Origin of the sequence: Alloalcanivorax sp. C16-1, from assembly GCF_046507805.1 — a bacterium.
Classification (GTDB): domain Bacteria; phylum Pseudomonadota; class Gammaproteobacteria; order Pseudomonadales; family Alcanivoracaceae; genus Alloalcanivorax.
On record NZ_JBKFTK010000001.1, the window covers coordinates 1,305,705 to 1,330,592 of the forward strand.

The following is a 24,888-nucleotide window of genomic DNA, read 5'->3' on the forward strand; positions in this document are numbered from 1 at the left end:
CTATGTATTTATCTATGCCCGATATATGTATTAAATGTACTACATCTATCGCGCAAAGATAGTCGGCCCCCCAGGGCATGTCAAACCGTAATCATGCCCCCGGCTCCTTGTCCCCGGGCAGGGGCTCCCAATAGCGGGCGTCGTCTTCGCCGGTACGATTGAGGTCGATCTGGAAGCGGTAGCGGTCCGGGCGGTACAGGGCGTCCAGGTGTTCCACGCCCTCGCCGTTACGGTCATAGACCACCCGGGTCAGCGCCAGCAACGGCGAGCCCACCGCCACGCCCAGGGCCTCCGCTTCGGTCTGCGTGGCCAGGGCGGCGGAGATCGTCTGGGTGGCGTGGTCGATGGTTACCCCGCTTTGCTCCAGCAGCACGAACAGGGGCGTATGGGCCAGATCCGACTCGCTGTAGTGGTGCGCGATGCGCGCCGGCACATGGGTGGTGAGGTAGGAGAACGGCTGGTCTTCCACCTGCCGCACGCGCACTGAACGCTGGGTCTTTTCGCCGCTGGCCAGCTTGAGCTTGTCGCGGATCGACGGTTCCGGCGTCACATAGGCGAACTCCAGCAGGCGCACCTTCGAGGTGCGGCTCATCTTCAGCATATTGGGCAGCAGATTGGAGACGCTGGCGGTCATCACGGTGGCGTCCAGGGGCTGCTCCAGCACCACCGTGCCGACCCCGGGGCGGCGCGCGATCAGCCCGGCCCGTTGCAGGGCTTCCATGGCCCGGCGCACCGTCACCCGCGATACCTTGTACTGCTCCGCCAGCTTCAGCTCGCCGGGCAGCTTGTCCCCCGGCTCCAGGCGGCGGCTGAGGATGGCGTCGCGCAGCAGCAGGTAGAGGTTGTGGGATTTGGTGCCGCTGACCGCGGTTTGCAACGACGATTCATTCATGGCGCGGGGCCCCCTGGGATCGATGACGGACCGGTGACCCGGCTTGACGCTGTTCTTCTTTAAACATATAAATGTATTATATATAAGTCATTTTGATGTTTGGTGTGATCTGCATTGTAGGCCAGTTCCGGACCTCTGTTTAGTCCGGTGTCGGTCGGCGCCAGCGCACCGGGAAACGGCAACCGAGAGAGCGAATGAGTCAAGTGAGTAGTAATTTCAAGGATCGACTGGGGCAGGATGATATCGTGGTGGCGCCGGGCGTTTACGACGCGCTGAGCGCGTCGATCGCCGAGCAGAGCGGCTTCGATACCGTGTACCTGTCCGGGGCCAGCATCGCCTACACCAAGCTGGGCCGGCCGGACATCGGCCTGACCAGCTTCACCGAGGTGGTGGACACCCTGGCCCACATTCGCGAGCGCACCGAGGTGTCCATCGTGGTCGACGGCGACACCGGTTTCGGCAACGCCATGAACGTGGCGCGCACCGTGCGGCTGATGGAAGCCGCCGGCGCCAACGCCATTCAATTGGAAGACCAGACCTATCCGAAGCGCTGCGGTCACCTGCGTGGCAAGAGCCTGGTGCCGGCCGGGGAGATGGTCGGCAAGATCAAGGCGGCGGTGGACGCGCGCCGCGACTCGCAGACGCTGATCATCGGTCGCACCGACGCGCTGGCGGTGGACGGCATCGAGGCCGCCCTGGCGCGCGCCGAGGCCTACCGCGAAGCGGGCTGCGATCTGTTGTTCGTGGAAGGGCTGCGCGGCACCGATGACATCGACGCGGTCATGGGCCGTTTCAAGGGGCACGTGCCGGTAATGGCCAACATGGTGGAAGGCGGCGACACGCCGATCCAGGATGCCGCCGCCCTGCAAGCGCTGGGTTTTTCCATGGTGATTTTCCCCGGGGCGCTGGTACGGGCCTTCACCTTCATGGCCAACCGCTTCTTCGGCACCCTGAAAAACGATGGCACCACCGACAACTTCCGCGACCGGATGCTCGACTTCAAGCAGCTCAATGAATTCCTCGGCACGGAACGGATTCTGGCCGCGGGCAAGCAATACGAAGACCCCACCAGCTAGGCGGAGACAGCATGATTACCACCGACAAAACAGCCAAGCAGATTTTCCAGGACGTGATCGCCAACCCGCAGCGTGTGCCTTTCGGGTTCGGCAAAAAGGCGGTGCTGGTGAACGTGGACCCGCAGAAGGCGTACACGCGCACCGACCTCTACAAGACGGCCTATGAAACCGATCCGCGCCAGCTCGAGTACGTCAACGCGCTGGCCGAACACTTCCGCACGCTGAACTGGCCGGTGGTCTGGACCCATGTGGCCTTTCTGGAGTCCGCCGAGGACGCCGGCGTCTGGGGCACCCGCACCGACACTCCGGACTCGCTGCAGAACATCAAGTACGGCTCGGACCGGGCCGCTTTCGATGAGCGGGTCAACATCGACCACCACCGCGACGTGGTCTATACCAAACGCATGCCCTCCGCCTTCTTCGAAACGCCGCTGCAATCCTTGCTGGTGTGGCACCAGGTGGACACGGTGATCATCACCGGCGGCTCCACCTCCGGCTGCATCCGCGCCACCGCGGTGGAAAGCCTGTCGCGGGGTTACCGCACCATCGTGCCCCAGGAGTGCGTGGCGGATAAGCACGAGAGCTACCACTACGCCAACCTCACCGACCTGCATCTGAAGTACGCCGACGTGATGAACGTGGCCGACGTGCTGGCCTGGCTGGACGGTGAAAGCGCATGAAGGAAAGTCTCGGCGTTTACGATTACTGGCCCTATGAGGACCGCCCCAAGCTGGAGTGGCCCAACGGCGCCCGGGTGGCGTTCTGGGTGGCTCCCAATATCGAGTTCTACGAACTGGACCCGCCGGCCAACCCGCACCGCAAGGCCTGGCCCCAGCCGAGCCCGGCGGTGCCCGGATACAGCATCCGCGATTACGGCAACCGGGTGGGCCACCGCCGGCAGATGGCGTTGCTCGACAAGTATGGCATTCGCGGCTCGGTGTCCCTGTCCGTGGCGCTGTGCGAGCACCACCCGGAGATCATCGACATGTGTCGGGAGCGGGATTGGGAGCTGTTCAGCCACGGCATCTACAACACCCGCTACACCTACGGCATGAGCGAGGCCCAGGAACGGGCCATGATCCGCGACGCCATGGAATCCATCCATCACCACACCGGCCAGCAGTGCGCCGGCTATCTGGCCCCGGCGCTGTCCCACTCCGAGCGCACCCTGGACCTGTTTGCCGAGGTCGGCAGCGAACTGTTCGGTGACGAGGGCGGCTTCTACACCTGCGATCTGTTCCACGACGATCAGCCCACGCCGGTGTCGGTGCGCAACGGCAAGCGCTTTATTTCGGTGCCGTATTCCCTGGAGATGAACGACACCATCGTCTACACCGTCAACAAGGTGGAGCCGCGCCATTACGCCACCATGCTCAAGCGGCACTTCGACCGGCTCTACGAAGAGGGCGCCGAGTCCGGCACGGTGATGTGCATTCCCACCCACAACTACCAGGTGAGCTGCCCGCACCGCATCAAGGCGCTGGAAGAGGCCCTGGAATACATCACCGGCCACGACGGCGTCTGGCTGGCCACCGGCCGGGAAATCGCCGAGCACTATCTGGCCCACCATTACGACACTGCCGTGGCCGACATCGAACGCCGCAAGGGAGGCGCCCAATGAGCCTGGACGACCGCTACTTCGAGTACCCCTGGCGCCGGCACGGCTATGACCACGACCGCTATGACTGGACCATGCTGGCGGACCGCCCGCCGGTCACCTGGCCGGGCGGCAAGCGTCTGGCGGTGTGGGTGAACCTGTCCCTGGAGTTCTACCCGCTCAACCAGCGCGGCGAGCCCTTCAAGGTGCCCAACGGCATGAAGATGCCGTACCCGGACCTGCGCCACTTCACCCTGCGCGACTACGGCAACCGGGTGGGCGTGTTCCGCTGTCTGAAGGCGTTCGACCGGTACGGCGTGCGCCCCACGGTGGCGATCAACAGTCAGCTGGCGCGGGACACGCCCTACCTGACCCGGCGTCTGCTGGAGCGCGACACCGAGCTGCTGTGCCACGGCTGGAACATGGATCACCTGCACTACGGTGGCCAGGATCCCCGGGAAGAACGGGAGCAGGTGAAGCGCTCCCTGGACACCCTCAATCAATTGGCCGGACGGCCGGTGCGCGGCTGGCTCAGCCCGGCGCGCAACCAGAGCTGGCACACGCCGGACCTGCTCGCCGAGCACGGCGTGGAATACTGTGCCGACTGGGTCAACGACGACATGCCGTACCCGTTCCGGACCGACCACGGCCCGCTCACCATGATGCCGCTGTCCACCGAGATCGAGGATCAGTTCGTGATCGGACAGAACCTGCACTCCGAGGACAGCTGGGTGGAACAGGTCCAGGACGCGGCGGACTTTCTCGCCGGCGAAGCCGCCGGGCAGGGTGGACGGATGCTGGGACTCAGCCTGCATCCCTGGCTGATCGGCCAACCGCACCGCATCGCCTGCCTGGAAGCGGTGCTTGAGCAATTGAGTCGCCGTGACGACGTCTGGCTGGCCACCGCCGGCGAGATTCTCGACGCGTTCAACACCCAGACCCGGTCGGAGCGCTGAGCATGGCCGAGGTCCGAACCGACGGCGCCGAGCTGGAATTCGAGCTGACCCTGCCGGTGGTGGTGGTGGGCGCCGGCGCCTGCGGTCTGGTCGCCGGCCTGGCGATCCGCTCCCTGGGCGTGGAGGTGGTGGTGCTGGAACGGGACGCGGTACCCCGGGGCAGCACCTTTATGTCGTCCGGCTTCGTGCCGGCGGCGGGCACCCGTTTCCAGCGCGCCGCCGGCGTGGAGGACGACGCGGCGCGCATGGCGGCGGACATTCAGGGCAAGAATCACGGTCAGGCCGACCCGGCCATCGTCGACACCCTGGCACGGCGTTCCGGCGCCGTGATCGAATGGCTGGCGGACCGGCACGGCGTGCCCTTCGAGCTGGTGGAGGGCTTTCTCTACCCTGGCCACAGCCGCCTGCGGATGCACTGCACGCCGCGTCGTACCGGCGAGGAACTGATGAGCTGCCTGCTCAACGCCGCCGAGGCGGCGGAGCTGGATGTGCTCACCCGGGCGCGGGTCACCACCCTGCATGTGGACGAACGACGCCGGGTGCGCGGCCTGACCTATCAACGTCCCGACGGCGTCGAGGAGCGTCTCGGCTGTGAGGCGCTGGTGCTGGCCTGCAACGGCTACGGCGGCAATCCGGAGCTGATCGCCCGCCACATTCCCGCCATGGCCGGGGCTCTCTACTTCGGTCACGAAGGCAACCGCGGCGAGGCGGTGCAATGGGGCGAGGCGCTGGACGCCAGCCTCAGGGACATGGGTGCCTATCAGGGCCACGGCTCCCTGGCCTGGCCCCACCAGACCCTGATTTCCTGGGCGGTGATGATGCAGGGCGGGGTGCAGGTGAACCTGCACGGGGCGCGCTTCTCCAACGAGCACCTGGGCTATTCGGAGCAGGCCGCCAAGGTCAACGCCCAGCCGGAGAGCCGGGCCTGGAACCTGTACGACCGGCGCATTCATGAACAGGCGCTCAAATTCGAGGATTACCGCAACGCCGAGGCCGCCGGCGCGGTGAAGCGATTCGACGGTCTGGAGGCCCTGGCCGAGGGGCTGGCGGTGCCGCTGGAGACGCTGCGCGGGGAGTTCGACGCCATGGCGGCGGCCGCGGACAGCGGCCAGGCGGACCGTTTCGGTCGGACCTTCGAGCCCGCCCACCGGCTGGCGCCGCCGTACTTTGCGATCCGGGTCACCGGTGCCCTGTTCCACACCCAGGGTGGTCTGGAAGTGGACACCGACGGTCGGGTGCTGGACCGGGACCGCGGGCCGCTGCCCAATCTGCTGGCCGCCGGTGGCGCCGCCCGCGGCGTGTCCGGTGCCGGCGACGATGGCTATATGTCCGGCAATGGTCTGCTCAGCGCGGTGGTGCTGGGCGCCATCGCCGGAGAGACGGCGGCGGCCCTGGCCGGCGCCCCCTGAAACGGAAAAACGCCAGTAGCGTTTTTTGACGTCGCGTCAGCGACGGTGGGCGCAAAAAAGGCCCCGTTCGGGGCCTTCTCGGAGCGATCCACGTTACAGCGGATCGGCGCGACGGGGAGCGGAGCTCAGTGCTCGTGGCCGCCCGGGCCGTGCACGTGGCCGTGCTCCTGCTCTTCGTCGGTGGCTTCACGGACTTCGGTGACTTCCACGTCGAAGTTCAGGGTCTCGCCGGCCAGCGGGTGGTTGCCGTCCACGGTCACTTCCTCGCCTTCCACCGCGGTGATGGTGAAAATGCGCGGACCGGCTTCGGTCTGTGCCTGGAATTGCATGCCGGGCTGCAGCTCACCGCCGGCGCCTTCAAAGGCGGAGGTCGGTACTTGCTGGATCAGACCTTCGTTGCGCTCGCCGTAGCCTTCTTCCGGCGCCACCTTCACTTCCAGCTTGTCGCCGGCTTCTTTGCCGACCAGCGCTTTTTCCAGGCCCGGAATGATATTGCCGTGGCCGTGCAGGTAGCTCAGCGGTTCCTCGCGCTGACGGGAGGAATCGATGGTCTGGCCGGCTTCGTTGGTCAGCGTGTAGTGGAAGGCCACTACCTTGTTGTCTGCGATTTGCATGCATGCCCCTTTGGGGTTGAATCGGGTGTGAATGACCGGCGCCCGGCGCCGTCTCAGGCCACTATGGTAACAGCCCGGCCAAGCCGCTGACCAACCGGCCCCGGGGCGCTGGCTCGAAATGACCATAACAGTCGTACCCACTGACCGCCGGAATCTGGCATCATGGCGCCATGCTTGAAGATCGTTTTGGACGCATTATCGATTATGTCCGGCTGTCGGTGACCGACCGCTGCGATTTCCGCTGCGTGTACTGCATGGCGGAGGACATGACCTTCGTACCCCGGGCGCGGGTGCTGACCCTGGAAGAAATGGCCCGCCTGGGGCGCGTGCTGGTGAGCCAGGGCGTGCGCCGCATCCGCCTGACCGGTGGCGAGCCGCTGGTGCGCAAGAACTTTACCGCGCTGGCGCGGGAACTGGGCGCCTTGCCCGGCCTGGAAGAACTGAACCTGACCACCAACGGCGCGCGCCTGGGCCGTTTCGCCGGCGAGCTGCGCGAGGCCGGCGTCACCCGCGTCAATATCAGCCTGGATTCCCTGCGTCCGGACCGCTTCCGTGAGCTTACCCGCACCGGCCGTCTCGAGGACGTGCTGGAAGGCATCGAGGCGGCGCGCCAGGCGGGCTTCCGGCGGGTGCGCCTGAACAGCGTGATCATGCGTGGCCGCAACGAGGACGAGGTCGCCGACCTGGTGGACTTCGCCCTGCAGCGGGGCCTGGACATCGCCTTTATCGAGGAGATGCCCCTGGGCCAGATCGGCGAGCACAGCCGCCAGGAAGCGTTCGTTTCCTCCGAGGAACTGCGCGATCAGCTGGCCGAGCGCTTCACCCTGGTGCCGTTGGCCGCCGGCACCGCCGGCCCGTCCCGCTACTGGCAGGCGGACGGCTACCCGGACAGCCGGGTGGGCTTTATCTCGCCCCATTCCAACAACTTCTGCCACGCCTGCAACCGGGTGCGGGTCACCGCCGAGGGGCGCCTGCTGCTGTGTCTGGGCCATGAGCACAGCCTGGACCTGCGTGGCATCCTGCGCGCCCATCCGGACGACGATCAGCCGCTTATCGATGCCCTGCACCGGGGCATGCAGATCAAGCCGGAACGGCACGAATTCGACCTGGCCGAGGGCGAGCAACTGGTGCGTTTCATGAACATGACCGGCGGCTAACCTTTCGAAAGACTTTTCACGTTGCGGTTCAGGCTGGTTGCGGCATCATTGGACCGTCGCAATTGGAGGCCCACCGTGAAAACCCTGCCCGAGCTGTTCCAGAACAACGACGACTGGCGTCGTCAGATCGAACTCGACTCCCCCGGCTTTTTCAAAACCCTGGAAAACCAGCAGAGCCCGCGCTTTCTGTGGATCGGCTGCGCCGACTCCCGGGTGCCGGCCAACCAGATCGTCGGCCTGATGCCCGGCGAGCTGTTCGTGCACCGCAATGTGGCCAACCTGGTCAACCACACCGACCTGAACCTGCTGTCCGTGCTGCAGTTCGCCGTGGACGTGCTCAAGGTGGAGCACATCATGGTGGTCGGCCATTACGGTTGCGGCGGGGTGCGCGCCGCCATGGAGGATCAGCCCCACGGTCTGATCGACAACTGGCTGCGTCAGGTGCGCGAACTCTACCTGCGCAACCGCAAGGCGCTGGCCGAACTGCCCGACGACGGCGCCCGCCTGGACCGCATGTGCGAGCTGAACGTCACCCGTCAGGTGATCAACGTGGCCAACACCACCGTGGTCCAGGAGGCCTGGCGCCGCGAGCAGCCGCTGACCATCCACGGCTGGATTTACTCCATCGCCGACGGTCGTCTCAGCGACCTGGACCTGGGCGTGCAGACCAATCAGGAACTGCGCGGCCTGGAAGCGGACAGCTACGCCTCCTGACCTGTCCCGGCCCGGGGCGGTCAGGGGCGGTTACGGAAACCGGGCCCGCCGCCAGGTGGGTCCGGCCAGCTGCGCCCCGGGCGCGAACAGGGCACGGCTCTGAACGTGGCTGAAGCCGCCGTCCCGCGCCTGGTCCACGGTCAGCCCCAGCTGCAGGGTGGCGGGCACGCCCAGCGCCGCCACCCCGTCCTGTATCCGCCGCCGTGCCGCGCCGTCGTTCAGGTCGGGGTGCAGTTTGATCAGATCCGGTGGGCGGGCGCCCCAGAAGTCCGCCGCCGGCGACGCCGTGACCCGATCCAGGGCAATGCGATAGCCGTAGTCCCGGTAACTGTCCAGCGCCCGCGCCAGATCCTCGCCGCCACCCCGGGAGCCCTGCTGGATTTCCAGCATTACCCTTGAAGGCTCCAGCCCGCACTCGCGCAGGATACGCTCGAACGCCAGCCCATGTTCGCGGCGCACGCTGGCCAGATGGCGCGGATGCACGTTCAACGACAGCAGACCGCCGACGCTGGGCTGCAGCAGGAAATTGAGCGCGTGCAGGGTGCGGCAGAGACGATCCAGATAGATGATGTCCTCCGCGCTGCTGGCCAGCATGAACAGCGACGATGGCGTCAGCCGGCCGACCCGGCCGGTAACGCTCAGCAACGCCTCGTGCCCGCCCTGTTGCTCCGAGGTCAGCGCCACCATGGGCTGGAACAGGGTCCCCAGCTTCAGGCCGGCATAGTCGGCCACCACCCGGTCGCCTTCCATGCTCAGGGCGTCACGCAGCGCCACCCGCTCGCCGTACTGGCGGACCTGTTCCCGATTGAAGTAGTCCAGTAGTTCGTGAATGGGCATGGGACCTCCTGGCGGACGATGACGATGGCAGGCAGCGTAACTCATGCTTTTTATTCCCAAAAAGAATAATTCAATAGAAATATATTCCTTTATGATCTTTCGGGCCGGCGACTAGCATGTTCCCCATCGCCGAACGGTTCGGCGCGGCCCACCCGACAGCGGGAGGCGATTTTCGTCTTGTCGAGTTTCACGCTGTCTGGAGAACACCGTCATGAAAAACGGGATTGTGCTGGTCACAACCGTCTTGCTGGGGGGGCTGCCGATCATCGCCGGCGCCGCGCAACCGTCCTTGTACGGGAAAGTGAATCTGTCGCTGGAGAACATCGATTTCGAGGGCGCCAGCCTGGCCGGCCCGCGCGTCGCGGATGAGTGGGAGCTGAATTCAAACAACTCCCGAATCGGGATCAAAGGGGACTTTGATCTGGACGTGGGCAACCTCAAGGCCGTCTACCTGGCCGAATTCGGCATCGATGTGGACGAAGGTGACAGCGGCGGCCAGACCTTCAGCCAACGCAATATCTACGCCGGGTTGCAGGGTGCTTACGGCACCGTGATCGCCGGCAAATTCGATACCCCGCTGAAACGCATCGAAGGCCCCGTGGATCAGTTCAATGATCTGTACGGTGACCTGGATACCTTTATCGGCGGCCAGAATCGAAGCAGCAATATCATCCAGTACCAAACGCCGTTGCTGTGGAACGGCCTGACCGTCAAGGCGGCCTTTTCGCCGGCGGAACAGGACGATGTGGACGGCGACGGCGTCGATGAGGACGGTCTCGCCGATACCGTGTCCGCGTCCCTGGAATGGCAACGGGAGCGCCTTTATGCCGCGCTGGCCTACGAAAAGGATCAGGCGGCCCGTCGCTCGGTGGATGGTATCGACCGGGCCGACCTGCTGCGGGCCAGCCTGTCCTACCGGCTCGGCGCGCTGGAGCTGGGCGCGCTGGTGCAACAAGCGGAGGACGCCGCCCCGAACAGCGATCTGGAAGACCGCAGCCTGCTGGCCAGCTCGGCCTGGCACTTCGAGCGTCTGACGCTGAAAGCCCAGGGCGGCCGGACCAAGGGTGAGGAAACCGGCGAAAAGCTGACGCTCTGGGCGCTGGGCGCCGATTACCGATTGGGTAGCGGCACCGTGGCCTATGTCTATCTCTCACAACTGGAACGGGACGACGCCGGCACCGAGGATCGTGCCGCCGGCACCGGCCTGGCCTTCAAGTTCTGACTCGTCGAGGAGAAGTCATCATGAGTCACCCGCACTCACAGCGTACGCCGGCACTGGATGAGGGTGATCTGGCGGCCCTGCTTGCTTCGCTGATCAAGGACCTGCGTTTCGGCGCGGTGGAAATCACCGTGCACGAAGGTCGCGTGGTCCAGGTGGAACGAAAGGAAAAATACCGCTTCGAGAAGCGTTGAGACGCACGGCGGTACCCCAGGCTGACCGGACCACCGGAGGCCTCCAAAACGCTATTCAATAAGCACTGATGGAGGCTGAAAAAATGAACTGGAAAAGTGGACTGGCCGTCGCGGCCCTCGGTCTGGTACTGAGCCAGACGGCGCTGGCGGACCGTGAAATCCTGAACGTGTCCTACGATCCCACCCGGGAACTCTACGAAGCGTTCAACAAAAAGTTTATCGAGCATTGGAAAGAGGAAACCGGTGAAACCGTCACCGTGCGCCAGTCCCACGGCGGCGCCGGCAAGCAAACGCGCGCCATTATCGACGGCCTGGAGGCCGATGTGGCCACGCTGGCGCTGGCCTACGACATTGACGCCATTTCCGAAAAGACCGGCATCATTCCCGAGGATTGGCAGACGCGGCTGCCGCACAACAGCGCGCCGTACACCTCCACCATCGTGTTCCTGGTCCGCAAGGGTAATCCCAAGGATCTGAACGACTGGGAAGACCTGCTCAAACCGGGCGTGGAAGTGATCACGCCGAACCCGAAAACCTCCGGCGGGGCGCGCTGGAATTATCTGGCCGCCTGGGCCTACGCCGAGAAGGCGTACGGCTCGGAGGAAAAAGCCCGCGAGTTCGTGACCAAACTGTTCAAGCAGGTGCCGGTGCTGGACTCCGGCGCTCGCGGCGCCACCACCACCTTCGTGAAACGGGGCATCGGTGACGTGCTGCTGGCCTGGGAAAATGAAGCGCTGCTGTCGATCAACAAACTCGGAGAAGGCGACTTTGAAATCGTGGTGCCATCGATCTCGATTCTCGCCGAACCGCCGGTGACGGTGCTCGACAAGAACGCCGGGAAACATGGCACCACCGACATCGCCAAGGCCTACCTGGAGTATTTGTACAGCCCGGTGGGCCAGGATCTGGCCGGCAAGAACTACTACCGCCCGGTGGACCCGGAATACGCGAAGAAATACGCGGACACCTTCCCGGAGGTGAATCTGGTGACCGTCAACGAGGCCTTCGGCGGTTGGCAGAAAGCCCAGCGTACGCACTTCAATGATGGCGGTGTGTTCGATCAGATCTACAAGCCCGAGTGATCCTGAATCATGGCCAAACGAGTCATACCCGGCTTCGGGTTGTCCCTGGGCTTCGCCACGTTCTACACCAGCCTGATCGTGTTTATCCCCCTGGCGGCTCTGTTCGCCAAGGGGATATCCCTGGGCGGTGACGATTTCTGGCGCGTGGTCAGCGACCCCCAGGCGGTGGCCAGCTACAAGCTCAGTTTCGGCGCCGCGCTGGCCGGCGCCTTGATCAATCTGGTCTTCGGCGTGCTGGTGGCCTGGGTGCTGGTGCGTTACTCCTTCCCCGGGCGACGGGTGGTGGATGCGCTGGTGGACCTGCCCTTCGCGTTGCCCACCGCGGTGGCGGGCATCGCCCTCACCGAACTGTACGGACGCAACGGCTGGTTCGGTGAGCCCCTCGGTGAGCTGGGGCTGAAAGTGGCCTACACACCGATTGGCGTGACGCTGGCGCTGACCTTTATCGGTCTGCCGTTCGTGGTGCGCACGGTACAGCCGGTACTGGCCGGATTGGACCGGGAATGGGAAGAGGCCGCCGCCAGCCTGGGCGCGGATCGCTGGCAGACCTTCCGGCGGGTGCTGTTTCCCGCGCTGTTGCCGGCCGCGTTGACCGGCTTCGCCCTGGCGTTCGCCCGCGCGGTGGGCGAATACGGTTCGGTGGTGTTCATCAGCGGCAACATGCCGTTTCGCACCGAGATCACACCGCTGTTGATCTACAGCAAACTGGAGCAGTACGACTACGCTTCGGCTTCGGCGCTGGGCATGGTGATGCTGCTGTTCTCCTTCGTGTTGCTGTTGATCATTAACGGGCTCCAGTTCTGGAGCGTCAAGCGAGCCGGAGGCTGACGATCATGAGCTTTGTACTCCCCGCGAGGGAAGCCCGCGTCACCGAACGCGCGGTGACCGAAGCGCCCTGGCTGCGGCGCGTGCTGATCGGTGTCGCGCTGGCATTTCTGCTCGCCTTTTTGCTGGTGCCCCTGTTTCTGGTGTTTCGCGAGGCGCTGTCCCAGGGGCTGCGGGTCTATCTGGCGGCGCTGTCCGATCCGGACGCCCTGCACGCGATCAAGTTGACGTTGATCGCCGCCGCCGTGGCGGTGCCGTTGAATGTGGTGTTCGGTCTGGCGGCGGCCTGGTCGATCACCAAGTTCCGCTTCCGGGGCAAGCAGGTGATGATCACCCTCATCGACCTGCCGTTCGCGGTGTCGCCGGTGATCGCCGGGCTGATCTATGTGTTGCTGTTCGGCAGCCGTGGCTGGCTCGGGCCCTGGTTGGAAGACAGTGGTTGGCAAATCATCTACGCGGTACCCGGCATTGTGCTGGCCACCGTCTTCGTGACCTTTCCGTTCGTGGCCCGGGAGTTGATTCCGGTGATGCAGGGACAGGGCGTCACCCACGAGGAAGCGGCGCTGACCCTGGGCGCCAGCGGCTGGCAAACCTTCCGGCGCGTCACCTTGCCGTCGGTGAAGTGGGGCCTGCTATACGGCGTGATTCTGTGTAATGCCCGGGCGATGGGCGAGTTCGGCGCGGTGAGCGTGGTGTCCGGCCATATTCGCGGTGTCACCAATACGCTGCCGTTGCATGTGGAAATTCTCTACAACGAATACGAGTTTGCCGCGGCCTTCGCCTGCGCATCGCTGCTGGCCCTGCTCGCCGTGGCCACGCTGATCGCCAAGTCCGCCCTGGAATACAAGCATCAAAAGGATCGTCAGCGGTCGCTGCGCGCCGCCGCCCGTGAGGAACAGCTATGAGCATCGAAATTCGCAATCTGAATAAAAACTTCGGCGCCTTCCGGGCGCTGGATGATGTATCACTGACGCTCCGCAGCGGTGAGCTGGTGGCGCTGTTGGGGCCGTCCGGCTGCGGCAAGACCACCTTGCTGAGGATCATCGCGGGGCTTGAGTACGCGGATGCCGGGACCGTCCTGTTCTCGGGCAAGGACGCGACCACCACCCACGTGCGCGAGCGCGGCGTGGGCTTCGTGTTCCAGCACTACGCGTTGTTCCGGCATATGACGGTGTTCGACAACGTGGCGTTCGGGTTGTCGGTGCGCCCACGCCGGGACCGCCCCGCCAGGAACGAGATCGCCCGCCGCGTGCACGAGTTGCTGGCGCTGGTGCAGCTGGACTGGCTGGCGGACCGTTACCCGGACCAGTTGTCCGGTGGTCAGCGCCAGCGCATCGCCCTGGCGCGCGCGCTGGCGGTGGAGCCCAAGGTACTGCTGCTGGACGAGCCGTTCGGCGCCCTGGACGCGCGGGTGAGAAAGGATCTGCGCGCCTGGTTGCGGCGCCTGCACGATGACATCCACGTGACCTCGGTGTTCGTCACCCATGATCAGGAGGAGGCGCTGGAAGTGGCCGACCGGGTGGTGGTGATCAACCAGGGCAAAGTGGAGCAGGTGGGCACCCCCCAGGAGATTTACAACGCCCCGGCCACGCCGTTCGTGTACGGCTTTATCGGCGATGCCAACCGATTGAACGGCCAGGCCGCCGGCGGCTGGGCGGACTTTCATGGGCTGAGGGTGGCGGCGCCGGAGTTCGCTCAAAGCGAGCCGCGTCCAGTGACCGGCTATATCCGGCCCCACGACATTGAGTTGAAAGGCGAGGGCGGCGACGGCGTGGCCGGCCATGTGGAAAGCGTGGCCCAGGTGGGCGCGGCCCTGCGCATCAGCGTGCGCGTCGGCGAAAGCGCGCCCTCACTGCAGGTGGAATTGCCTCACCACGGTGGACGCTGGCCGTTCGTGGTGGGGGAGGCGGTGCACGCCCGGCCCCGGGCCGGGCGTGTGTTCGCGGGCTGAGGGCCGGTCAGAACCAGATCCGCACGCCGGCGACCAGGGTGGTGTCTTCCACCTCGCCGCCGGCGTCGCGGGTGCGCGACGCGGTGTCGCCGAATCGCCGCTCCCAGTTCACGCCGATGTAGGGCGCCAACTCCCGGCGGATTTCGTAGCGCAGTCGCAGGCCGGCCTCCACGTCCATCAGGCCGGCGCCGGTGTGCAGCTCGTCGTCCGCCTTGCCGGCCAGGTTCATTTCGAGAGCCGGCACCAGGATCAGCTTCTGGGTGAACAGCAGCTCGTACTCGGTCTCCAGGCGCAGCTGGGTGAGGCCGTCCTCGCCGATGAACAGGTTGACGTCGGTTTCGAACCGGTAGGGCGCCACGCCTTGCACGCCCAGGCTGGCCCAGTCCCGGTTGGGGTCGTCCGGCTGCCAGTCCCGGCGCGCGCCCAGTTGCCAGTCCCAGAATGACGCGAAGGCATGGCTCCAGGCCAAACGGGTTTCGAACGAGTCGGTTTCACCGCCTTGGTCCATGAGCCGCTCGCCTTCGGTGCTCAGGTACAGTTTGTCGATGTCGCCGCCGTACCAGGCCGAGGCCTCCCACGCCGTCACGGTGCCCCGGTCCGCGTCACGGGCCTCCAACTGATCGATGATCACCCGGCTGAAGGCCGGCTCTCGCATGTCCATGCCGTGGGCGCCGCTCCACAGAACCAGCCCCGCCACGGCCAGCACCGGATTGAGTGTCCCGCTTTTCATGAGTGATGCCCCCCGTGCCGATGGCCGTCGTGGTGAAGCGTGGCGCCCTCCACCACGCGCACTTCCCGGAACATGCCCGCCTGCATGTGGTAGAGCAGATGGCAGTGGTAGGCCCAGCGGCCGAGGGCGTCGGCGCGTACCAGGTAGCTGAGCTTCTCGCCGGGTTTCACGGTGACGGTGTGCTTGCGCAGCAGGCGCCCGTCGCCCAGTTCCAGATCGCTCCACATCCCGTGCAGGTGGATCGGGTGAGTCATCATGGTGTCGTTGACCAGGGTGATGCGGGCGCGCTCGCCGTGGTGCAGCTCCAGGGGCACGGCGTCGGCGAACTTGATGCCGTTGAAGCTCCACATATAGCGGTCCATGTTGCCGGTCAGATGCAGCACGATCTCGCGGTCCGGATGGGGGCTGTCCGGGGCGCCGCCGGCGGTTTCCAGGTCCGCGTAGGTCAGCACCTTCCAGGGCCTTTCGCGCAGGCCGACGCCCGGGTCGTCCAGCAGCGCCGCCGGGGCCATGGCGCGCATGTCCACGCCGGGGCCGTATTCGGAGTCCAGGTGCTCGGTGGCGCTGGCGCGGGGCGCCAGGTCCGGATTGCCGGCCACGCTGGCCAGTGGCACCGGGGCGTCGGCGGCGCCGTGCGAGGTGCCGTGATCCATGTCGTCATGCCCCATGGCTCCGTGACTCATGGAACCGTGGTCCATGTTGCCGTGGTTCATGCCGCCGTGATCCATGCCGGCCATGGCACCCATGCCCATTTCCGTGTGGCCCAGCAGCGGCGGCTTGTCCATGGTCGGCACCTCGGCGCGCAGAGCCGGGTCCGGGGTCAGGGTACCCCGGGCGAAGCCGGAGCGGTCGATGCTTTGCGCGAACACGGTGAATGCCTGCTTGGTCTCCGGGGTGACGATCACATCCAGGGTTTCCGCCACGCCCAGGCGACACTCGTGGAAGCGCACCGGCTTCACCGGCTGGCCGTCCATGGCCACCACGGTCATGTCCAGGCCGGGGATGCGGATGTCGAAGAAGGTCATGGCGCTGGCGTTGATAAAGCGCAGACGGACCCGTTCGCCGGGCTGGAACAGGCCGGTCCAGTTGCCGCTGGGGCTATGGCCGTTGAGCAGGTAGGTATAGGTGTAGCCGGTGACGTCGGCCAGGTCGCTCTGGCTCATGCGCATGGTGTTCCACATGTGCCGGTCCTTGAGCGTCCTTACCACGCCTTTTTCGCGGAAATCGCGCAGCGTGTCGAACACCGTGCGTTCGTTGAAATTGTAGTAGTGGCTGAGCTTCTTGAGGGTGGCGTAAATGTGGTCCGGCGATTCATCGCTCCAGTCCGAGAGCACCATCACGTAGTCGCGGTCCACCGGGTGCGGCTCCGGCTCCGCCGGATCAATGACGATGGCGCCATACAGGCCGCTCTGTTCCTGGAAGCCGGAATGGCTGTGGTACCAATAGGTGCCGTTCTGCTTCACCGGGAAGCGGTAGGTGAAGGTCTCGCCGGGGGCGATGCCGTCGAAGGACAGGCCCGGCACACCGTCCATCCGGAACGGCAGCAGCAGACCGTGCCAGTGGATCGAGCTGGTCTCCGGCAGGTGGTTGGTGACCGCCAGGGTAACGGTGTCGCCCTCGCGCCAGCGCAGGGTGGGGGCCGGCAGGCTACCGTTGACCAGGGTGGCCGGGCGGCGCCGGCCGGTGAGGTTTACCGAGGCGCTGTCCAGGGTGAGTCGGAAATCCGTGCCGCTCAGTTCGGCGGCGCCGGTCTGGCCCTGTCGGGCCAGCAGTTGCCGGGGCGAAAGCCCCAGGCCGAGGGCGGCGCCGCCCAGGGCCAGGCCCTGGACGAAACGGCGCCGGCCCCATGAGGGGGTGCTTGAAGTCATCGTAAAGCTCCTGATGCATTGAGTCCGGCCTCTTCGAGGCCCGTTTTTTCGGCAATCAGAAGGGCGAGGATGGAGGGCGCCAGGGCGCGAAGGGGTAGCCGAGCGTGGCCGGGGCGGGGTGCGCGACGGAGGGCTCGCGGTCGGCGGGGGTGGCGATCCGTCGTGGCGCCGTGGTCGGTACGCCGGTGGCCTGGCAGGCCTGCGGGCAATGGCAGTGCGCGGTGTGGTGGTCGCAGGCCGGGGCGATGGACGCGTCGTGGTGATCGGCGCCGGCACAGGGCAAGGCGGAGGATGGCTGGCCGCCCGGAGCCGGGTGGTGCGGGCCGGTGTGGGCGATGGCGGGCACGGCGGAGGCCATGGCCAGAGGCAATACGCCCAGACCCATCAGCACCAATAACCCTATCGCACGCCGTACACCGTCCATGACGTCAGAATAAAACCCCGGGGTAGCCCCCGGGTCAAGCGTGGCCGCTGCGCCGGGTCAGCAGCCAGCGAAGGTCGTCCAGGCCCTGGCGCCACTCGCCGATGCCAGAGGCGGCATTGATGTGCCCCAGGTCGCCGCCGTTGCGGAAGGCCGCGCCCCATCGGCGCGCCAGGGCGCGGCTGTGGTCCAGCGTCATCCACGGGTCGGTGGTGCTGGCGATCACCCGGGCCGGCACCGGCAGCGTTCCGCCCAGGTCGTTCAGGGTCAGCGGCTCCGGGCAGGCCGGCGCCACCAGCAGCAGGCCGGCCACCTTGTCCGGGCGCCGGGCCGCGTAGCCGGCGCAGGCCAGGCAGCCGAAACTGTGCGCGATCAGCACCGCCGGTTCCGGCAGTGGTGCCAGCGCCTGGTCCAGGGCGCTTTGCCAAAGGTCCAGGTCGGGGCTTCGCCAGTCTTCCATTTGCAGGTCGTGCAGCCACGGCATGTGCTGGCGCCAGCGGCTTTGCCAGTGGCGTTCATCGCTGCCGTGCAGACCGGGCACCAGAATGCCCTGGAACGGGGCGTCATCCTTGACGGGGCGTGGGGCCGGCGCCGGCGGGGCGCTGGCGGCGGGCGTGGACAGGACCACGGACATGGGGGCTCTCCTTGGCGACTCACGGACGTCATACACCGGCGCGCCGGCCGGAAACGGCGCGAACCATAAGCGGGCGCGCGTGAGGAACGCGCCACAGCATACGCCGGGGTTCGGATTCGGGAAGCCTAAAGGGGGAGGTTTATGATTCTTTTACCGATGGCGGACGATTCGATGACAGGGCGGGCCAGGGCGGCCCGCCCGGCGGCCTTACAGATGGGCGCCGCCGTCCACGCGCAGCGCCTCGCCGGTGCTCAGGTCACCGCCGATCACCAGGCCCAGCACCGCCTGCGCCACGGTCTCCGGTGAAGCGGCGTCGTGCAGGGCGGCGCCGGCCTTGGTCTTGCTCAGCATCTTGTCGTAGGCCTCCTTGCCCAGTCCCTTCTCCAGCCACTCGCCCTGCACGAAGCCGGGACAGATGGCGTTGACGCGGACTTCCGGGCCGAGCACCCGGGCCAGGGATTTGGTCATGGTCAGCAGAGCGCCCTTGGACGCGGCGTAGGCGATGGAGCTGCCGACCCCGGCCAGGCCGGCGATGGAGGCCATGTTGACCACATGGGCCAGGCCCGCCTGACGCAGGGCGGGGGTGGCGGCGCGGGTCATCTGGTAGGCGCCCACGGTGTTCACTTCGTAGAGGCGCAGGAAGTCGTCCTTGTCCAGGCCATCCAGGTCATGGTGCGGGCAGAATTTGGTGGTGCCGGCGTTGTTGACCAGCACGTCGAGACGGCCGAATTCCTTCACGGTGGCGTCCACCAGCGCCCGGCACTGGGCGTCGTCGGCCACGTCGGCCCGCACCACCAGGGCGCGCACGCCCTGGGCCTCGCAGTCCCGGGCCACGGCGCGGGCGCCGTCCTCGTTGCGGCTGTAGTTGATCACCACGTGGCAGCCCTGCTCGGCGAACAGGCGGGCGGTGGCGGCGCCGATGCCGGAGGAAGAACCGGTGATCAGAGCGACGGCGTTTTTCAGTTTCATTGTTATGGTCCCGTGTCAGTCAAACGATGACCCGGGACGTTACTGCATTCCCGGGCCGGTGTCGCCGGTGGCCTGCGCGAACAGGGTGGCCAGGGCATCGAGCTGATCCTCGATCTCCCAGTTCACATCCTTGGACAACACGTGCAGCAGGATCATGGCGTTGAGCGGTGCGTCGGAGTCGTCGCCGCGCAGGCGATTGACGAAGCTGCGGTTGAGTTCGCCGAGGTTGTGGTAGGCCTGGTGCAGGTCGTCCAGATCCAGGGACATGTCCTGGTGCGGGCGGCGTTGCAGGTAACGGCTGAGCAGGTAGAAGCCCACGGTGCGGGCCAGGGTTTCGGTTTCGTTGCTCACCGGCAGATGAAACAGGGCCATGGGGCGCAGAAAGCGGGTGTGGGGGCAATCGCTGAGCGCGCACACCAGCCCGAACAGGGAACTGAGCGCCCGTTGCACCGTGGTGTGGGCATGGTACTCGCGCTGACCGCTTTCGACCTTTAATTGCAGGCTCTCGAACGACTCGCCCAGATTGCGCACCGGCAGCGCGAAGGCCAGATTACGGGCGATCGGGCAATGGCGGTGCTCGGCCGGGTCCAGCGGGCAGTGGGCGCATTGGTGGTGTTCCAGCCGCGCCCAGGCCGGCGGTTCAAAGTCGTCCGGCACCGCCAGGCCGTGGTCGGTGGGCGACAGCGCCAGGGTTACGTGCACCGGGGGGCGGCCCTCCGGCAAAAAGTGATAACGCAGATCAGGCTGCATGGGCCTGGCCCTGCTGCGCCAGCGGCAGGCGGATGTCGAAGCGGGTGCCCTGCCCGGGGGTGCTTTCCACGGTCAGGGTACCGCCGTGGCGCAGGATGATGTCCTGGGAGATGGACAGACCCAGCCCGGTGCCCTTGCCGATCGGCTTGGTGGTGAAGAACGGCTCGAAAATCTGGGCCAGCTGTTCCTCGGCGATGCCGCTGCCGTTGTCGCTCACCGAGATTCGGTACCAATGCTCGTCGGCGCCCGCGTCGATGACGATCTCGCCGCGTCCCTCGATGGCCTGGGCGGCGTTCACCAGCAGGTTCATGAACACCTGGGAAAGCTGGCTCTCGGAGCCGTTGACCCGGGGCAGGTTGGTGTCGATGTCCAGGCGTACCCCGACCCGGTTACGCAGTTCGTGGCCGGCCAGGCTCAGGGCCACGTTCACGCAGCGGGCCACGTCCACCGGCGCGAAGTCTTCCTGCTTGTTGTAGGAGAAATGCTTGAGGTCGCGAATGATCTTCTTGATGCGCTCGATGCCCTCGGCGGTTTCGCGCATCAGGGCCGGATGGTCCTGCAACACCATTTCCAGGGAGCGTACGTTCAGCGTCAGGGATTTTTCGGTCTGCAGGAACTGCTCGAAGCGCTGGGGATCGATGCGCCGGCGCAGCCCCTGGATCACCGAGGCGAGCCCGTCCAGATACTGTTCGCAGCGGCGCAGGTTGGCGGACACGAAGGCAATCGGGCTGTTGATTTCGTGGGCGATGCCCGCGGAAATGGTGCCCAGCGACGCCATTTTTTCCGAGTGCAGCAGCATCGATTCCACCTGATTGATCTTCTGTTCCTTATCGCGCACCGCCTGGATCAGCTCGCTGTTCTGCGCCTTGATCTGGGTGATGTCGGTGCCGAAGTAGATGTAGCCGTCGTCCTCGTCGGTGATGTAGGAGAGCGGAAACAGGAACATGTTCACCCAGTACAGGTCGCCGTTTTTCGAGCGGCAGCAGACCTCGCCGTTCCAGACGCCACGACGGGCCTGGTCGCTGCGCATGAAGTGCGCTTCCAGCTCCGGGTGGTCCAGCGGGTGGTGCATGCTCTCGTGCTGGCCGACCAGATCGCGGAAGTGAAAGCCGCCCAGGGTCAGGAAGCTGTCGTTGGCGAAGGTGATCACACCCTTGGTGTCGGTGGTCAGCACGCAGTACTCATCGATGATGCGCGCCAGCGGCCCAAGCACTTTCTTGTTGAGTTTGTACTCGTCGGCGTTGACCTCGATCAGACGCAGCTTGCGGCCGAAGCTGCTCTGGCTGAGCGAGGAAAATTCGGCCAGCTTGGCCTCCACGCTCATCGAGGCGCGGTAGGTCTTGTACAGAAAGAACACGATGATCAGCAGGATCAGGGTGGACGACACCAGAAACAGCCCCTGGCTGCCCATGCCGGCGAACGGCCCCGTTAACCCCTGAAACAAATCCATGCGCCGTTACCCCCTTGCCGGCGTGGCTGGTCAGCCGTGGTAGCCCATGCTCTTCAGTGCCTCGCGCTGGTCGCGCACGGTCTGGGCCAGAATCTTGTTCTCCAGCAGCACGTCGCGAAACTTGAGCCCTTCCTCCACGCACTGGATCAACTGTTCGTCTTCCCACGGTTTGGGCACGAAGCGGAAAGCGCTGGCCTGGTTGATGGCGGACATCAGCGTGTCGATGTCGATCACGCCGGTCAACAGGATGCGGATGGTGTCCGGCTGCATCTCCCGGAACGCCTGCAGCAGCTCGATGCCGTCCACCTCGGGCATGCGGTAGTCGGTGATCACCGCGTCGAAGATGGTGGTGCGGGCACGGCGCAGGGCCTGGGCCGGGTCGGTGAAGGTTTCCACCTCCCAGTCCTCGCGGGCCGCCATGACCCGGCGCAACGCCTTGAGAATATAATCTTCGTCGTCCACGACCATGATGCGGTACATGGTGCTTCCCCCTTATGCGTCCCGGTGGATGGTGGTTGTTGGCTGTGTTGTCATCGTTGTCCCCGGACTGGCGATATTATGAGCGCCAAAGCGTGCAAAATCACCGCCTTCTCACCGATGCTTCACCCCTGACTAAGAACTTACTACTAGCCCTCTCGCCCTGCCAAGCGGTTTGCGATTTTGCGGTGGCCGGACGGGGTGCCTATACTGCCCGGGATTAATGGCCTTGACCGGTACCGATGCCCCGTTTTCGCGTTTTCGTCTATGCACTCCTTTGCCTCACCAGCCTGCACGTGCTGGTGGCGGACGTGGGCGTGCACGAACACCGGCTCAGCCATACCGGTGACCCGGTGCTGAGCGTCGGGGCCGATCACGCCCTCGCCCATGCCGACGCCGGCGCGGAGCGGCTCTCCCAGCCTTCCCATTGCTGCCAGTGCCACGGTTTCGTGTCGCCGCTGGCGGTGCTGCCGGCGCCCCCGGCACCGGCGCCCACCCTGATCAAGACGCCGGCGCCGCCGCTGCCCCTGGCGCCGTCGTTCGGTCCTTACCGCCCTCCCATTGCCTCGCTGACGGTGTAGTTCACCGCGGGCGCCTGCCCGCGTTCTTCCGTTAACGAGGAGCAATCCCATGAAAATTCTCCGGGTATCAGGCCTGGGGCTGGCGCTTGTGCTGTGCGCGGCCCGGGCCGGTGCCGATGACGCCGGCGGCTGGGCACACTGGCTGCAGCGGCAATTGGCCGACCTGCCCGCCAGCGGCGCCATCGCGGCGAAGGTGGAGGCCGACCGGGCGGAAAGCCGCGCCCTGGCCGAACCGCTCTACAACCCCGAACTGAACATCGGCTACGAGAACAGCGCCGAGACCACTCGCACCGTGGGCGTCAGTCAGACCCTGGACTGGTCCGGCAAGGGCCGGGCCGGCCAGCGCCTCGGCCAGGTGGCCGCCGACCTGGCCGAGGTGCGCGGCGATAAAGCCCGGGCCCGGCTGGCCGCCGTGGCCCTGGACGCCCTGATACGCTTCGACGCCGCCCGTGAACGGCTGGCGGCGGCGCGGGAACAGGAGCAACGCCTGCAGCGGCTGATCGAATTGGTGCGCCGCCGTGAGCGCAGCGGTGACCTGGGCCGGGTGGACGCCTCCCTGGCCTACCTGTCCCTGGCGCGGGTGCAGCGGGAGCTGGCCGACGCGGAAAGCGCGGCCACCGCGGCCACCGTGACCCTGCGCCGGCAACTGGCGGTCAGTGCCCCCGGCCAGCCGTTGCCCGGCGCCGATTGGTGGCGCCCGCTGGACGGCGAGCCGGATCTGGCGACGCGCCTCGCCGCCAGCTATGACCTGCGTCTGGCGGAGGGGCAACTGGCCCTGGCCGACCGCGCCGCCGAGCGCGACCGCAAGGGGCGCCGCACCGACCCGACCCTGGGGCTGCGTGTCGGCCGCGAGGGCGACGAGAACCTGTGGGGGCTGGATTTCTCCCTGCCGTTGCCGCTGTTCAATACCGGCGCCCCGGAATACCAGGCGGCCCTGGCCGGGGTGGAGCGGCGCCGGGCGCTGCTGGAGAAAACCCGCAATGACCTGCTGGCCGGTCTGGAAGGGGCTCTGCAGGACTACCGTCAGCGACATGAACGCTGGCGCCAGTGGCGCGCCCTGGCCGGGCCGCCGCTGGCGGACAGCGCCGAACTGCTGGAGCGGGTCTGGCGCCAGGGGGAGCTGACCACGCAGGACTACCTGCGCGCCCTGGACCAGCGGCTCGAAACCCGGCTGGCCGGGGTGGCACTGCGCCGTGCCATGCAGCTTGCCTGGGTGCACTGGCTCGACCAGAGCGCCGGCCTGGAAGGCTGGCTGCAACAGCTGGCCGACCAGCGGTCCGCCGCCGCCTCTTCTCTCTCCGCCGATCACCAAGGAACCACGCCATGAAGACCTTTCTGATGCTGCTGGCTCTGACCCTGGGGCCGGCGTACCCGGCCCTGGCCGGGCCCCACGACCAAGACCACGACCACGAGCCCGCCGAGGCCAATGACCACCAGGACGCTGAAGCGGGCGCCCACGACCACGACGAGGACGCCGCCGTCCTCACGCTCAGCGAGGCCCAGCGCGCCATGCTTGGTCTCAAGGTGACGCGACTGGCGCCGCGCCCGGGTTTGTCCCGCCGCCTGACGGTGCCGGCGGAGATCACCAGCGACCAGTACCGCACCTGGGTGGTGCCGGTGCGGGTGGACTCCCAGGTGCGCCAACGGCGCGTCACCCTGGGCGCCCACGTCCGCCAGGGCGACGCCATCGCCACCCTGTTCAGCCCGGTGATGGCCGACCTGCAAAGCGACCTGCTGGCCGCCGCCGACGAGTGGCGTCGGGTCAGCCGGCTGGGCCAGCGCACCGTGGGCAACCAGCGCTACCTGACGGTGCGCGGCCGCTACCAGTCCCTGCGCGCCCGGGCGTCCGGCTACGGGCTCAGCGACGCGGATCTGACCGCCCTGGAAAAGGGCGAGGCGGATCCCGGGGTCTACACCCTGCGCGCCCCGGACGACGGGCTGGTCCTCACCGACGCCTTTCAGCAAGGGCAGTGGCTGACCGCCGGGCAATCCCTGGTGACCCTGGTGGACGAAGCGACCCTGTGGGCGGAGGCCGCCCTGCCGCCCCGGCCGGGGCTGACCGTGCCCGCCGGCACGCCGGCCCGCGTGCAGGTGGGTGAGGCGAGGGTGGACGGCAAGGTGATCCAGGCCGGCCACCGTCTCGATCCGGTGACCCGCACCCTGCAGGTGCGGGTGGCGGTGCCCAATAAGGACCATCTGTTGCACCCGGGCATGTTCGCCGACGTGGCCCTTGAGCTGCCGTTGCCTGAGGACGCCCTGGTGGTGCCGGAGAGCGCCCTGACCCGGGGACCGGACGGCGACTGGCAGGTGTTCGTGGAGGCCGGGCCCGGGCGCTACCGGGCGGTCGAGATCACCGCCCTGGACGCCCTCGACGGTCTGCGCCGGATCACCGGCCTGGAAGCCGGTACCCCGGTGGTCACCGAGGGCGCCTTCTTTCTCGCCAGCGAGCAGGCCAAGGCCGGCTTCAGCGTGCACAACCACTAGG

The 24,888-nt window shown here is 66.5% G+C and carries 27 protein-coding genes; 16 read left to right on the forward strand and 11 right to left on the reverse strand.

All coding sequences use genetic code 11. From position 1 onward, the window contains the following. Positions 1 to 91: 91 nt before the first annotated feature. The gene (locus ACLD0W_RS06240) at positions 92 to 892 is read right to left on the reverse strand and encodes a GntR family transcriptional regulator (RefSeq protein ID WP_410306613.1); all 801 of its coding nucleotides are present in this window, start codon (positions 890 to 892) and stop codon (positions 92 to 94) included. 194 nt (positions 893 to 1,086) lie between these two features. Here ACLD0W_RS06240 and ACLD0W_RS06245 point away from each other — a divergent pair, with 194 nt between their 5' ends. The 5 genes from ACLD0W_RS06245 to ACLD0W_RS06265 are packed head-to-tail and all read left to right on the forward strand — an operon-like array spanning position 1,087 to position 5,930. Continuing rightward, entirely contained in the window at positions 1,087 to 1,968 is an 882-nt protein-coding gene (locus ACLD0W_RS06245) for an oxaloacetate decarboxylase (RefSeq protein ID WP_410306614.1), read from the forward strand. A gap of 11 nt (positions 1,969 to 1,979) precedes the next feature. Beyond that, positions 1,980 to 2,648 carry an isochorismatase family protein gene (locus tag ACLD0W_RS06250; RefSeq protein ID WP_410306615.1) on the forward strand — a complete coding sequence of 223 codons (669 nt, stop codon included), beginning with the start codon at positions 1,980 to 1,982 and terminating at the stop codon, positions 2,646 to 2,648. Beyond that, positions 2,645 to 3,589, forward strand: coding sequence for a polysaccharide deacetylase family protein (locus tag ACLD0W_RS06255; RefSeq protein WP_410306616.1), 945 nt, complete (start codon positions 2,645 to 2,647; stop codon positions 3,587 to 3,589). Before ACLD0W_RS06250 ends, ACLD0W_RS06255 begins: the two co-directional genes overlap by 4 nt. Next, positions 3,586 to 4,521 carry a polysaccharide deacetylase family protein gene (locus ACLD0W_RS06260; protein ID WP_410306617.1) on the forward strand — a complete coding sequence of 312 codons (936 nt, stop codon included), beginning with the start codon at positions 3,586 to 3,588 and terminating at the stop codon, positions 4,519 to 4,521. The genes ACLD0W_RS06255 and ACLD0W_RS06260 overlap by 4 nt, the downstream gene beginning before the upstream one ends. A 2-nt stretch (positions 4,522 to 4,523) precedes the next feature. Continuing rightward, entirely contained in the window at positions 4,524 to 5,930 is a 1,407-nt protein-coding gene (locus ACLD0W_RS06265; RefSeq protein WP_410306618.1) for an FAD-dependent oxidoreductase, read from the forward strand. A 125-nt stretch (positions 5,931 to 6,055) separates the two neighbouring features. Here the strand turns inward: ACLD0W_RS06265 and ACLD0W_RS06270 are convergent, their stop codons facing one another. Continuing rightward, complete coding sequence (locus ACLD0W_RS06270; protein WP_204427573.1) at positions 6,056 to 6,544, reverse strand: peptidylprolyl isomerase; 489 nt, start codon at positions 6,542 to 6,544, stop codon at positions 6,056 to 6,058. A 170-nt stretch (positions 6,545 to 6,714) separates the two neighbouring features. On the opposite strand from ACLD0W_RS06270, the gene moaA reads away from it, so the two are divergent. Together moaA and can are read left to right on the forward strand one after the other, a co-directional pair. Further along, positions 6,715 to 7,701: a GTP 3',8-cyclase MoaA gene (gene moaA, locus ACLD0W_RS06275; protein WP_410306619.1), complete on the forward strand. Its 987-nt coding sequence runs from the start codon at positions 6,715 to 6,717 to the stop codon at positions 7,699 to 7,701. A gap of 75 nt (positions 7,702 to 7,776) precedes the next feature. Next, positions 7,777 to 8,415, forward strand: coding sequence for a carbonate dehydratase (gene can / locus ACLD0W_RS06280; protein WP_410306620.1), 639 nt, complete (start codon positions 7,777 to 7,779; stop codon positions 8,413 to 8,415). A 30-nt stretch (positions 8,416 to 8,445) separates the two neighbouring features. On the opposite strand, the gene ACLD0W_RS06285 is transcribed toward can, so the two are convergent. Continuing rightward, positions 8,446 to 9,252, reverse strand: a complete 807-nt coding sequence (locus ACLD0W_RS06285; RefSeq protein WP_410306621.1) for an EAL domain-containing protein — start codon at positions 9,250 to 9,252, stop codon at positions 8,446 to 8,448. A gap of 211 nt (positions 9,253 to 9,463) precedes the next feature. Here ACLD0W_RS06285 and ACLD0W_RS06290 point away from each other — a divergent pair, with 211 nt between their 5' ends. From ACLD0W_RS06290 to ACLD0W_RS06315, 6 genes are all read left to right on the forward strand, one after another. Next, complete coding sequence (locus tag ACLD0W_RS06290) at positions 9,464 to 10,474, forward strand: porin (RefSeq protein ID WP_410306622.1); 1,011 nt, start codon at positions 9,464 to 9,466, stop codon at positions 10,472 to 10,474. Between the two features lie 20 nt (positions 10,475 to 10,494). Beyond that, entirely contained in the window at positions 10,495 to 10,665 is a 171-nt protein-coding gene (locus ACLD0W_RS06295; RefSeq protein ID WP_410306623.1) for a YezD family protein, read from the forward strand. Between the two features lie 83 nt (positions 10,666 to 10,748). Beyond that, on the forward strand, positions 10,749 to 11,747 hold the full coding sequence (locus tag ACLD0W_RS06300) for a sulfate ABC transporter substrate-binding protein (protein WP_410306624.1): 999 nt from the start codon (positions 10,749 to 10,751) through the stop codon (positions 11,745 to 11,747). A gap of 9 nt (positions 11,748 to 11,756) precedes the next feature. Next, entirely contained in the window at positions 11,757 to 12,575 is an 819-nt protein-coding gene (cysT, locus tag ACLD0W_RS06305) for a sulfate ABC transporter permease subunit CysT (RefSeq protein ID WP_410306625.1), read from the forward strand. A gap of 5 nt (positions 12,576 to 12,580) precedes the next feature. Beyond that, positions 12,581 to 13,477 carry a sulfate ABC transporter permease subunit CysW gene (cysW, locus tag ACLD0W_RS06310; RefSeq protein ID WP_410306626.1) on the forward strand — a complete coding sequence of 299 codons (897 nt, stop codon included), beginning with the start codon at positions 12,581 to 12,583 and terminating at the stop codon, positions 13,475 to 13,477. Continuing rightward, complete coding sequence (locus ACLD0W_RS06315) at positions 13,474 to 14,523, forward strand: sulfate/molybdate ABC transporter ATP-binding protein (protein WP_410306627.1); 1,050 nt, start codon at positions 13,474 to 13,476, stop codon at positions 14,521 to 14,523. Before cysW ends, ACLD0W_RS06315 begins: the two co-directional genes overlap by 4 nt. Before the next feature lie 7 nt (positions 14,524 to 14,530). Here the strand turns inward: ACLD0W_RS06315 and ACLD0W_RS06320 are convergent, their stop codons facing one another. From ACLD0W_RS06320 to ACLD0W_RS06355, 8 genes are all read right to left on the reverse strand, one after another. Beyond that, complete coding sequence (locus tag ACLD0W_RS06320) at positions 14,531 to 15,253, reverse strand: copper resistance protein B (protein ID WP_410306628.1); 723 nt, start codon at positions 15,251 to 15,253, stop codon at positions 14,531 to 14,533. Further along, complete coding sequence (locus ACLD0W_RS06325; protein WP_410306629.1) at positions 15,250 to 17,121, reverse strand: copper resistance system multicopper oxidase; 1,872 nt, start codon at positions 17,119 to 17,121, stop codon at positions 15,250 to 15,252. Before ACLD0W_RS06325 ends, ACLD0W_RS06320 begins: the two co-directional genes overlap by 4 nt. A gap of 55 nt (positions 17,122 to 17,176) precedes the next feature. Continuing rightward, positions 17,177 to 17,512: a hypothetical protein gene (locus ACLD0W_RS06330; RefSeq protein WP_410306630.1), complete on the reverse strand. Its 336-nt coding sequence runs from the start codon at positions 17,510 to 17,512 to the stop codon at positions 17,177 to 17,179. A gap of 67 nt (positions 17,513 to 17,579) precedes the next feature. Next, positions 17,580 to 18,176 (reverse strand): RBBP9/YdeN family alpha/beta hydrolase, encoded by a 597-nt coding sequence (locus ACLD0W_RS06335; RefSeq protein ID WP_410306631.1) that lies wholly within the window; start codon positions 18,174 to 18,176, stop codon positions 17,580 to 17,582. Positions 18,177 to 18,383: 207 nt separating this feature from the next. Further along, on the reverse strand, positions 18,384 to 19,145 hold the full coding sequence (locus ACLD0W_RS06340; protein WP_410306632.1) for an SDR family NAD(P)-dependent oxidoreductase: 762 nt from the start codon (positions 19,143 to 19,145) through the stop codon (positions 18,384 to 18,386). Positions 19,146 to 19,184: 39 nt separating this feature from the next. After that, positions 19,185 to 19,895, reverse strand: coding sequence for a DUF6901 family protein (locus ACLD0W_RS06345; protein ID WP_410306633.1), 711 nt, complete (start codon positions 19,893 to 19,895; stop codon positions 19,185 to 19,187). Beyond that, positions 19,885 to 21,345, reverse strand: coding sequence for a sensor histidine kinase (locus tag ACLD0W_RS06350; RefSeq protein ID WP_410306634.1), 1,461 nt, complete (start codon positions 21,343 to 21,345; stop codon positions 19,885 to 19,887). The genes ACLD0W_RS06345 and ACLD0W_RS06350 overlap by 11 nt, the downstream gene beginning before the upstream one ends. 30 nt (positions 21,346 to 21,375) lie before the next feature. Beyond that, on the reverse strand, positions 21,376 to 21,825 hold the full coding sequence (locus ACLD0W_RS06355; protein WP_410306635.1) for a response regulator: 450 nt from the start codon (positions 21,823 to 21,825) through the stop codon (positions 21,376 to 21,378). Positions 21,826 to 22,064: 239 nt separating this feature from the next. Here ACLD0W_RS06355 and ACLD0W_RS06360 point away from each other — a divergent pair, with 239 nt between their 5' ends. Genes ACLD0W_RS06360 through ACLD0W_RS06370 form a run of 3 tightly spaced genes read left to right on the forward strand, consistent with a single transcriptional unit; the run spans position 22,065 to position 24,887 of the window. Then, positions 22,065 to 22,403, forward strand: coding sequence for a hypothetical protein (locus ACLD0W_RS06360; RefSeq protein ID WP_410306636.1), 339 nt, complete (start codon positions 22,065 to 22,067; stop codon positions 22,401 to 22,403). 49 nt (positions 22,404 to 22,452) lie between these two features. Further along, a complete protein-coding gene (locus tag ACLD0W_RS06365) occupies positions 22,453 to 23,730 on the forward strand; it encodes a TolC family protein (protein ID WP_410306637.1) in 1,278 nt (425 codons plus the stop codon). Beyond that, a complete protein-coding gene (locus ACLD0W_RS06370; RefSeq protein WP_410306638.1) occupies positions 23,727 to 24,887 on the forward strand; it encodes an efflux RND transporter periplasmic adaptor subunit in 1,161 nt (386 codons plus the stop codon). Before ACLD0W_RS06365 ends, ACLD0W_RS06370 begins: the two co-directional genes overlap by 4 nt. Position 24,888 lies beyond the last annotated feature (1 nt).

What these genes read in the sequence shown, in the direction of transcription:
- ACLD0W_RS06240 (WP_410306613.1), bottom strand. Translation starts at nt 892, where the DNA reads ATGAATGAATCGTCGTTGCAAACCGCGGTCAGCGGCACCAAATCCCAC.
- ACLD0W_RS06245 (WP_410306614.1), top strand. Translation starts at nt 1,087, where the DNA reads ATGAGTCAAGTGAGTAGTAATTTCAAGGATCGACTGGGGCAGGATGAT.
- ACLD0W_RS06250 (WP_410306615.1), top strand. Translation starts at nt 1,980, where the DNA reads ATGATTACCACCGACAAAACAGCCAAGCAGATTTTCCAGGACGTGATC.
- ACLD0W_RS06255 (WP_410306616.1), top strand. Translation starts at nt 2,645, where the DNA reads ATGAAGGAAAGTCTCGGCGTTTACGATTACTGGCCCTATGAGGACCGC.
- ACLD0W_RS06260 (WP_410306617.1), top strand. Translation starts at nt 3,586, where the DNA reads ATGAGCCTGGACGACCGCTACTTCGAGTACCCCTGGCGCCGGCACGGC.
- ACLD0W_RS06265 (WP_410306618.1), top strand. Translation starts at nt 4,524, where the DNA reads ATGGCCGAGGTCCGAACCGACGGCGCCGAGCTGGAATTCGAGCTGACC.
- ACLD0W_RS06270 (WP_204427573.1), bottom strand. Translation starts at nt 6,544, where the DNA reads ATGCAAATCGCAGACAACAAGGTAGTGGCCTTCCACTACACGCTGACC.
- moaA (WP_410306619.1), top strand. Translation starts at nt 6,715, where the DNA reads ATGCTTGAAGATCGTTTTGGACGCATTATCGATTATGTCCGGCTGTCG.
- ACLD0W_RS06285 (WP_410306621.1), bottom strand. Translation starts at nt 9,252, where the DNA reads ATGCCCATTCACGAACTACTGGACTACTTCAATCGGGAACAGGTCCGC.
- ACLD0W_RS06290 (WP_410306622.1), top strand. Translation starts at nt 9,464, where the DNA reads ATGAAAAACGGGATTGTGCTGGTCACAACCGTCTTGCTGGGGGGGCTG.
- ACLD0W_RS06295 (WP_410306623.1), top strand. Translation starts at nt 10,495, where the DNA reads ATGAGTCACCCGCACTCACAGCGTACGCCGGCACTGGATGAGGGTGAT.
- ACLD0W_RS06300 (WP_410306624.1), top strand. Translation starts at nt 10,749, where the DNA reads ATGAACTGGAAAAGTGGACTGGCCGTCGCGGCCCTCGGTCTGGTACTG.
- cysT (WP_410306625.1), top strand. Translation starts at nt 11,757, where the DNA reads ATGGCCAAACGAGTCATACCCGGCTTCGGGTTGTCCCTGGGCTTCGCC.
- cysW (WP_410306626.1), top strand. Translation starts at nt 12,581, where the DNA reads ATGAGCTTTGTACTCCCCGCGAGGGAAGCCCGCGTCACCGAACGCGCG.
- ACLD0W_RS06315 (WP_410306627.1), top strand. Translation starts at nt 13,474, where the DNA reads ATGAGCATCGAAATTCGCAATCTGAATAAAAACTTCGGCGCCTTCCGG.
- ACLD0W_RS06320 (WP_410306628.1), bottom strand. Translation starts at nt 15,253, where the DNA reads ATGAAAAGCGGGACACTCAATCCGGTGCTGGCCGTGGCGGGGCTGGTT.
- ACLD0W_RS06325 (WP_410306629.1), bottom strand. Translation starts at nt 17,121, where the DNA reads ATGACTTCAAGCACCCCCTCATGGGGCCGGCGCCGTTTCGTCCAGGGC.
- ACLD0W_RS06335 (WP_410306631.1), bottom strand. Translation starts at nt 18,176, where the DNA reads ATGTCCGTGGTCCTGTCCACGCCCGCCGCCAGCGCCCCGCCGGCGCCG.
- ACLD0W_RS06340 (WP_410306632.1), bottom strand. Translation starts at nt 19,145, where the DNA reads ATGAAACTGAAAAACGCCGTCGCTCTGATCACCGGTTCTTCCTCCGGC.
- ACLD0W_RS06345 (WP_410306633.1), bottom strand. Translation starts at nt 19,895, where the DNA reads ATGCAGCCTGATCTGCGTTATCACTTTTTGCCGGAGGGCCGCCCCCCG.
- ACLD0W_RS06350 (WP_410306634.1), bottom strand. Translation starts at nt 21,345, where the DNA reads ATGGATTTGTTTCAGGGGTTAACGGGGCCGTTCGCCGGCATGGGCAGC.
- ACLD0W_RS06355 (WP_410306635.1), bottom strand. Translation starts at nt 21,825, where the DNA reads ATGTACCGCATCATGGTCGTGGACGACGAAGATTATATTCTCAAGGCG.
- ACLD0W_RS06360 (WP_410306636.1), top strand. Translation starts at nt 22,065, where the DNA reads ATGCCCCGTTTTCGCGTTTTCGTCTATGCACTCCTTTGCCTCACCAGC.
- ACLD0W_RS06365 (WP_410306637.1), top strand. Translation starts at nt 22,453, where the DNA reads ATGAAAATTCTCCGGGTATCAGGCCTGGGGCTGGCGCTTGTGCTGTGC.
- ACLD0W_RS06370 (WP_410306638.1), top strand. Translation starts at nt 23,727, where the DNA reads ATGAAGACCTTTCTGATGCTGCTGGCTCTGACCCTGGGGCCGGCGTAC.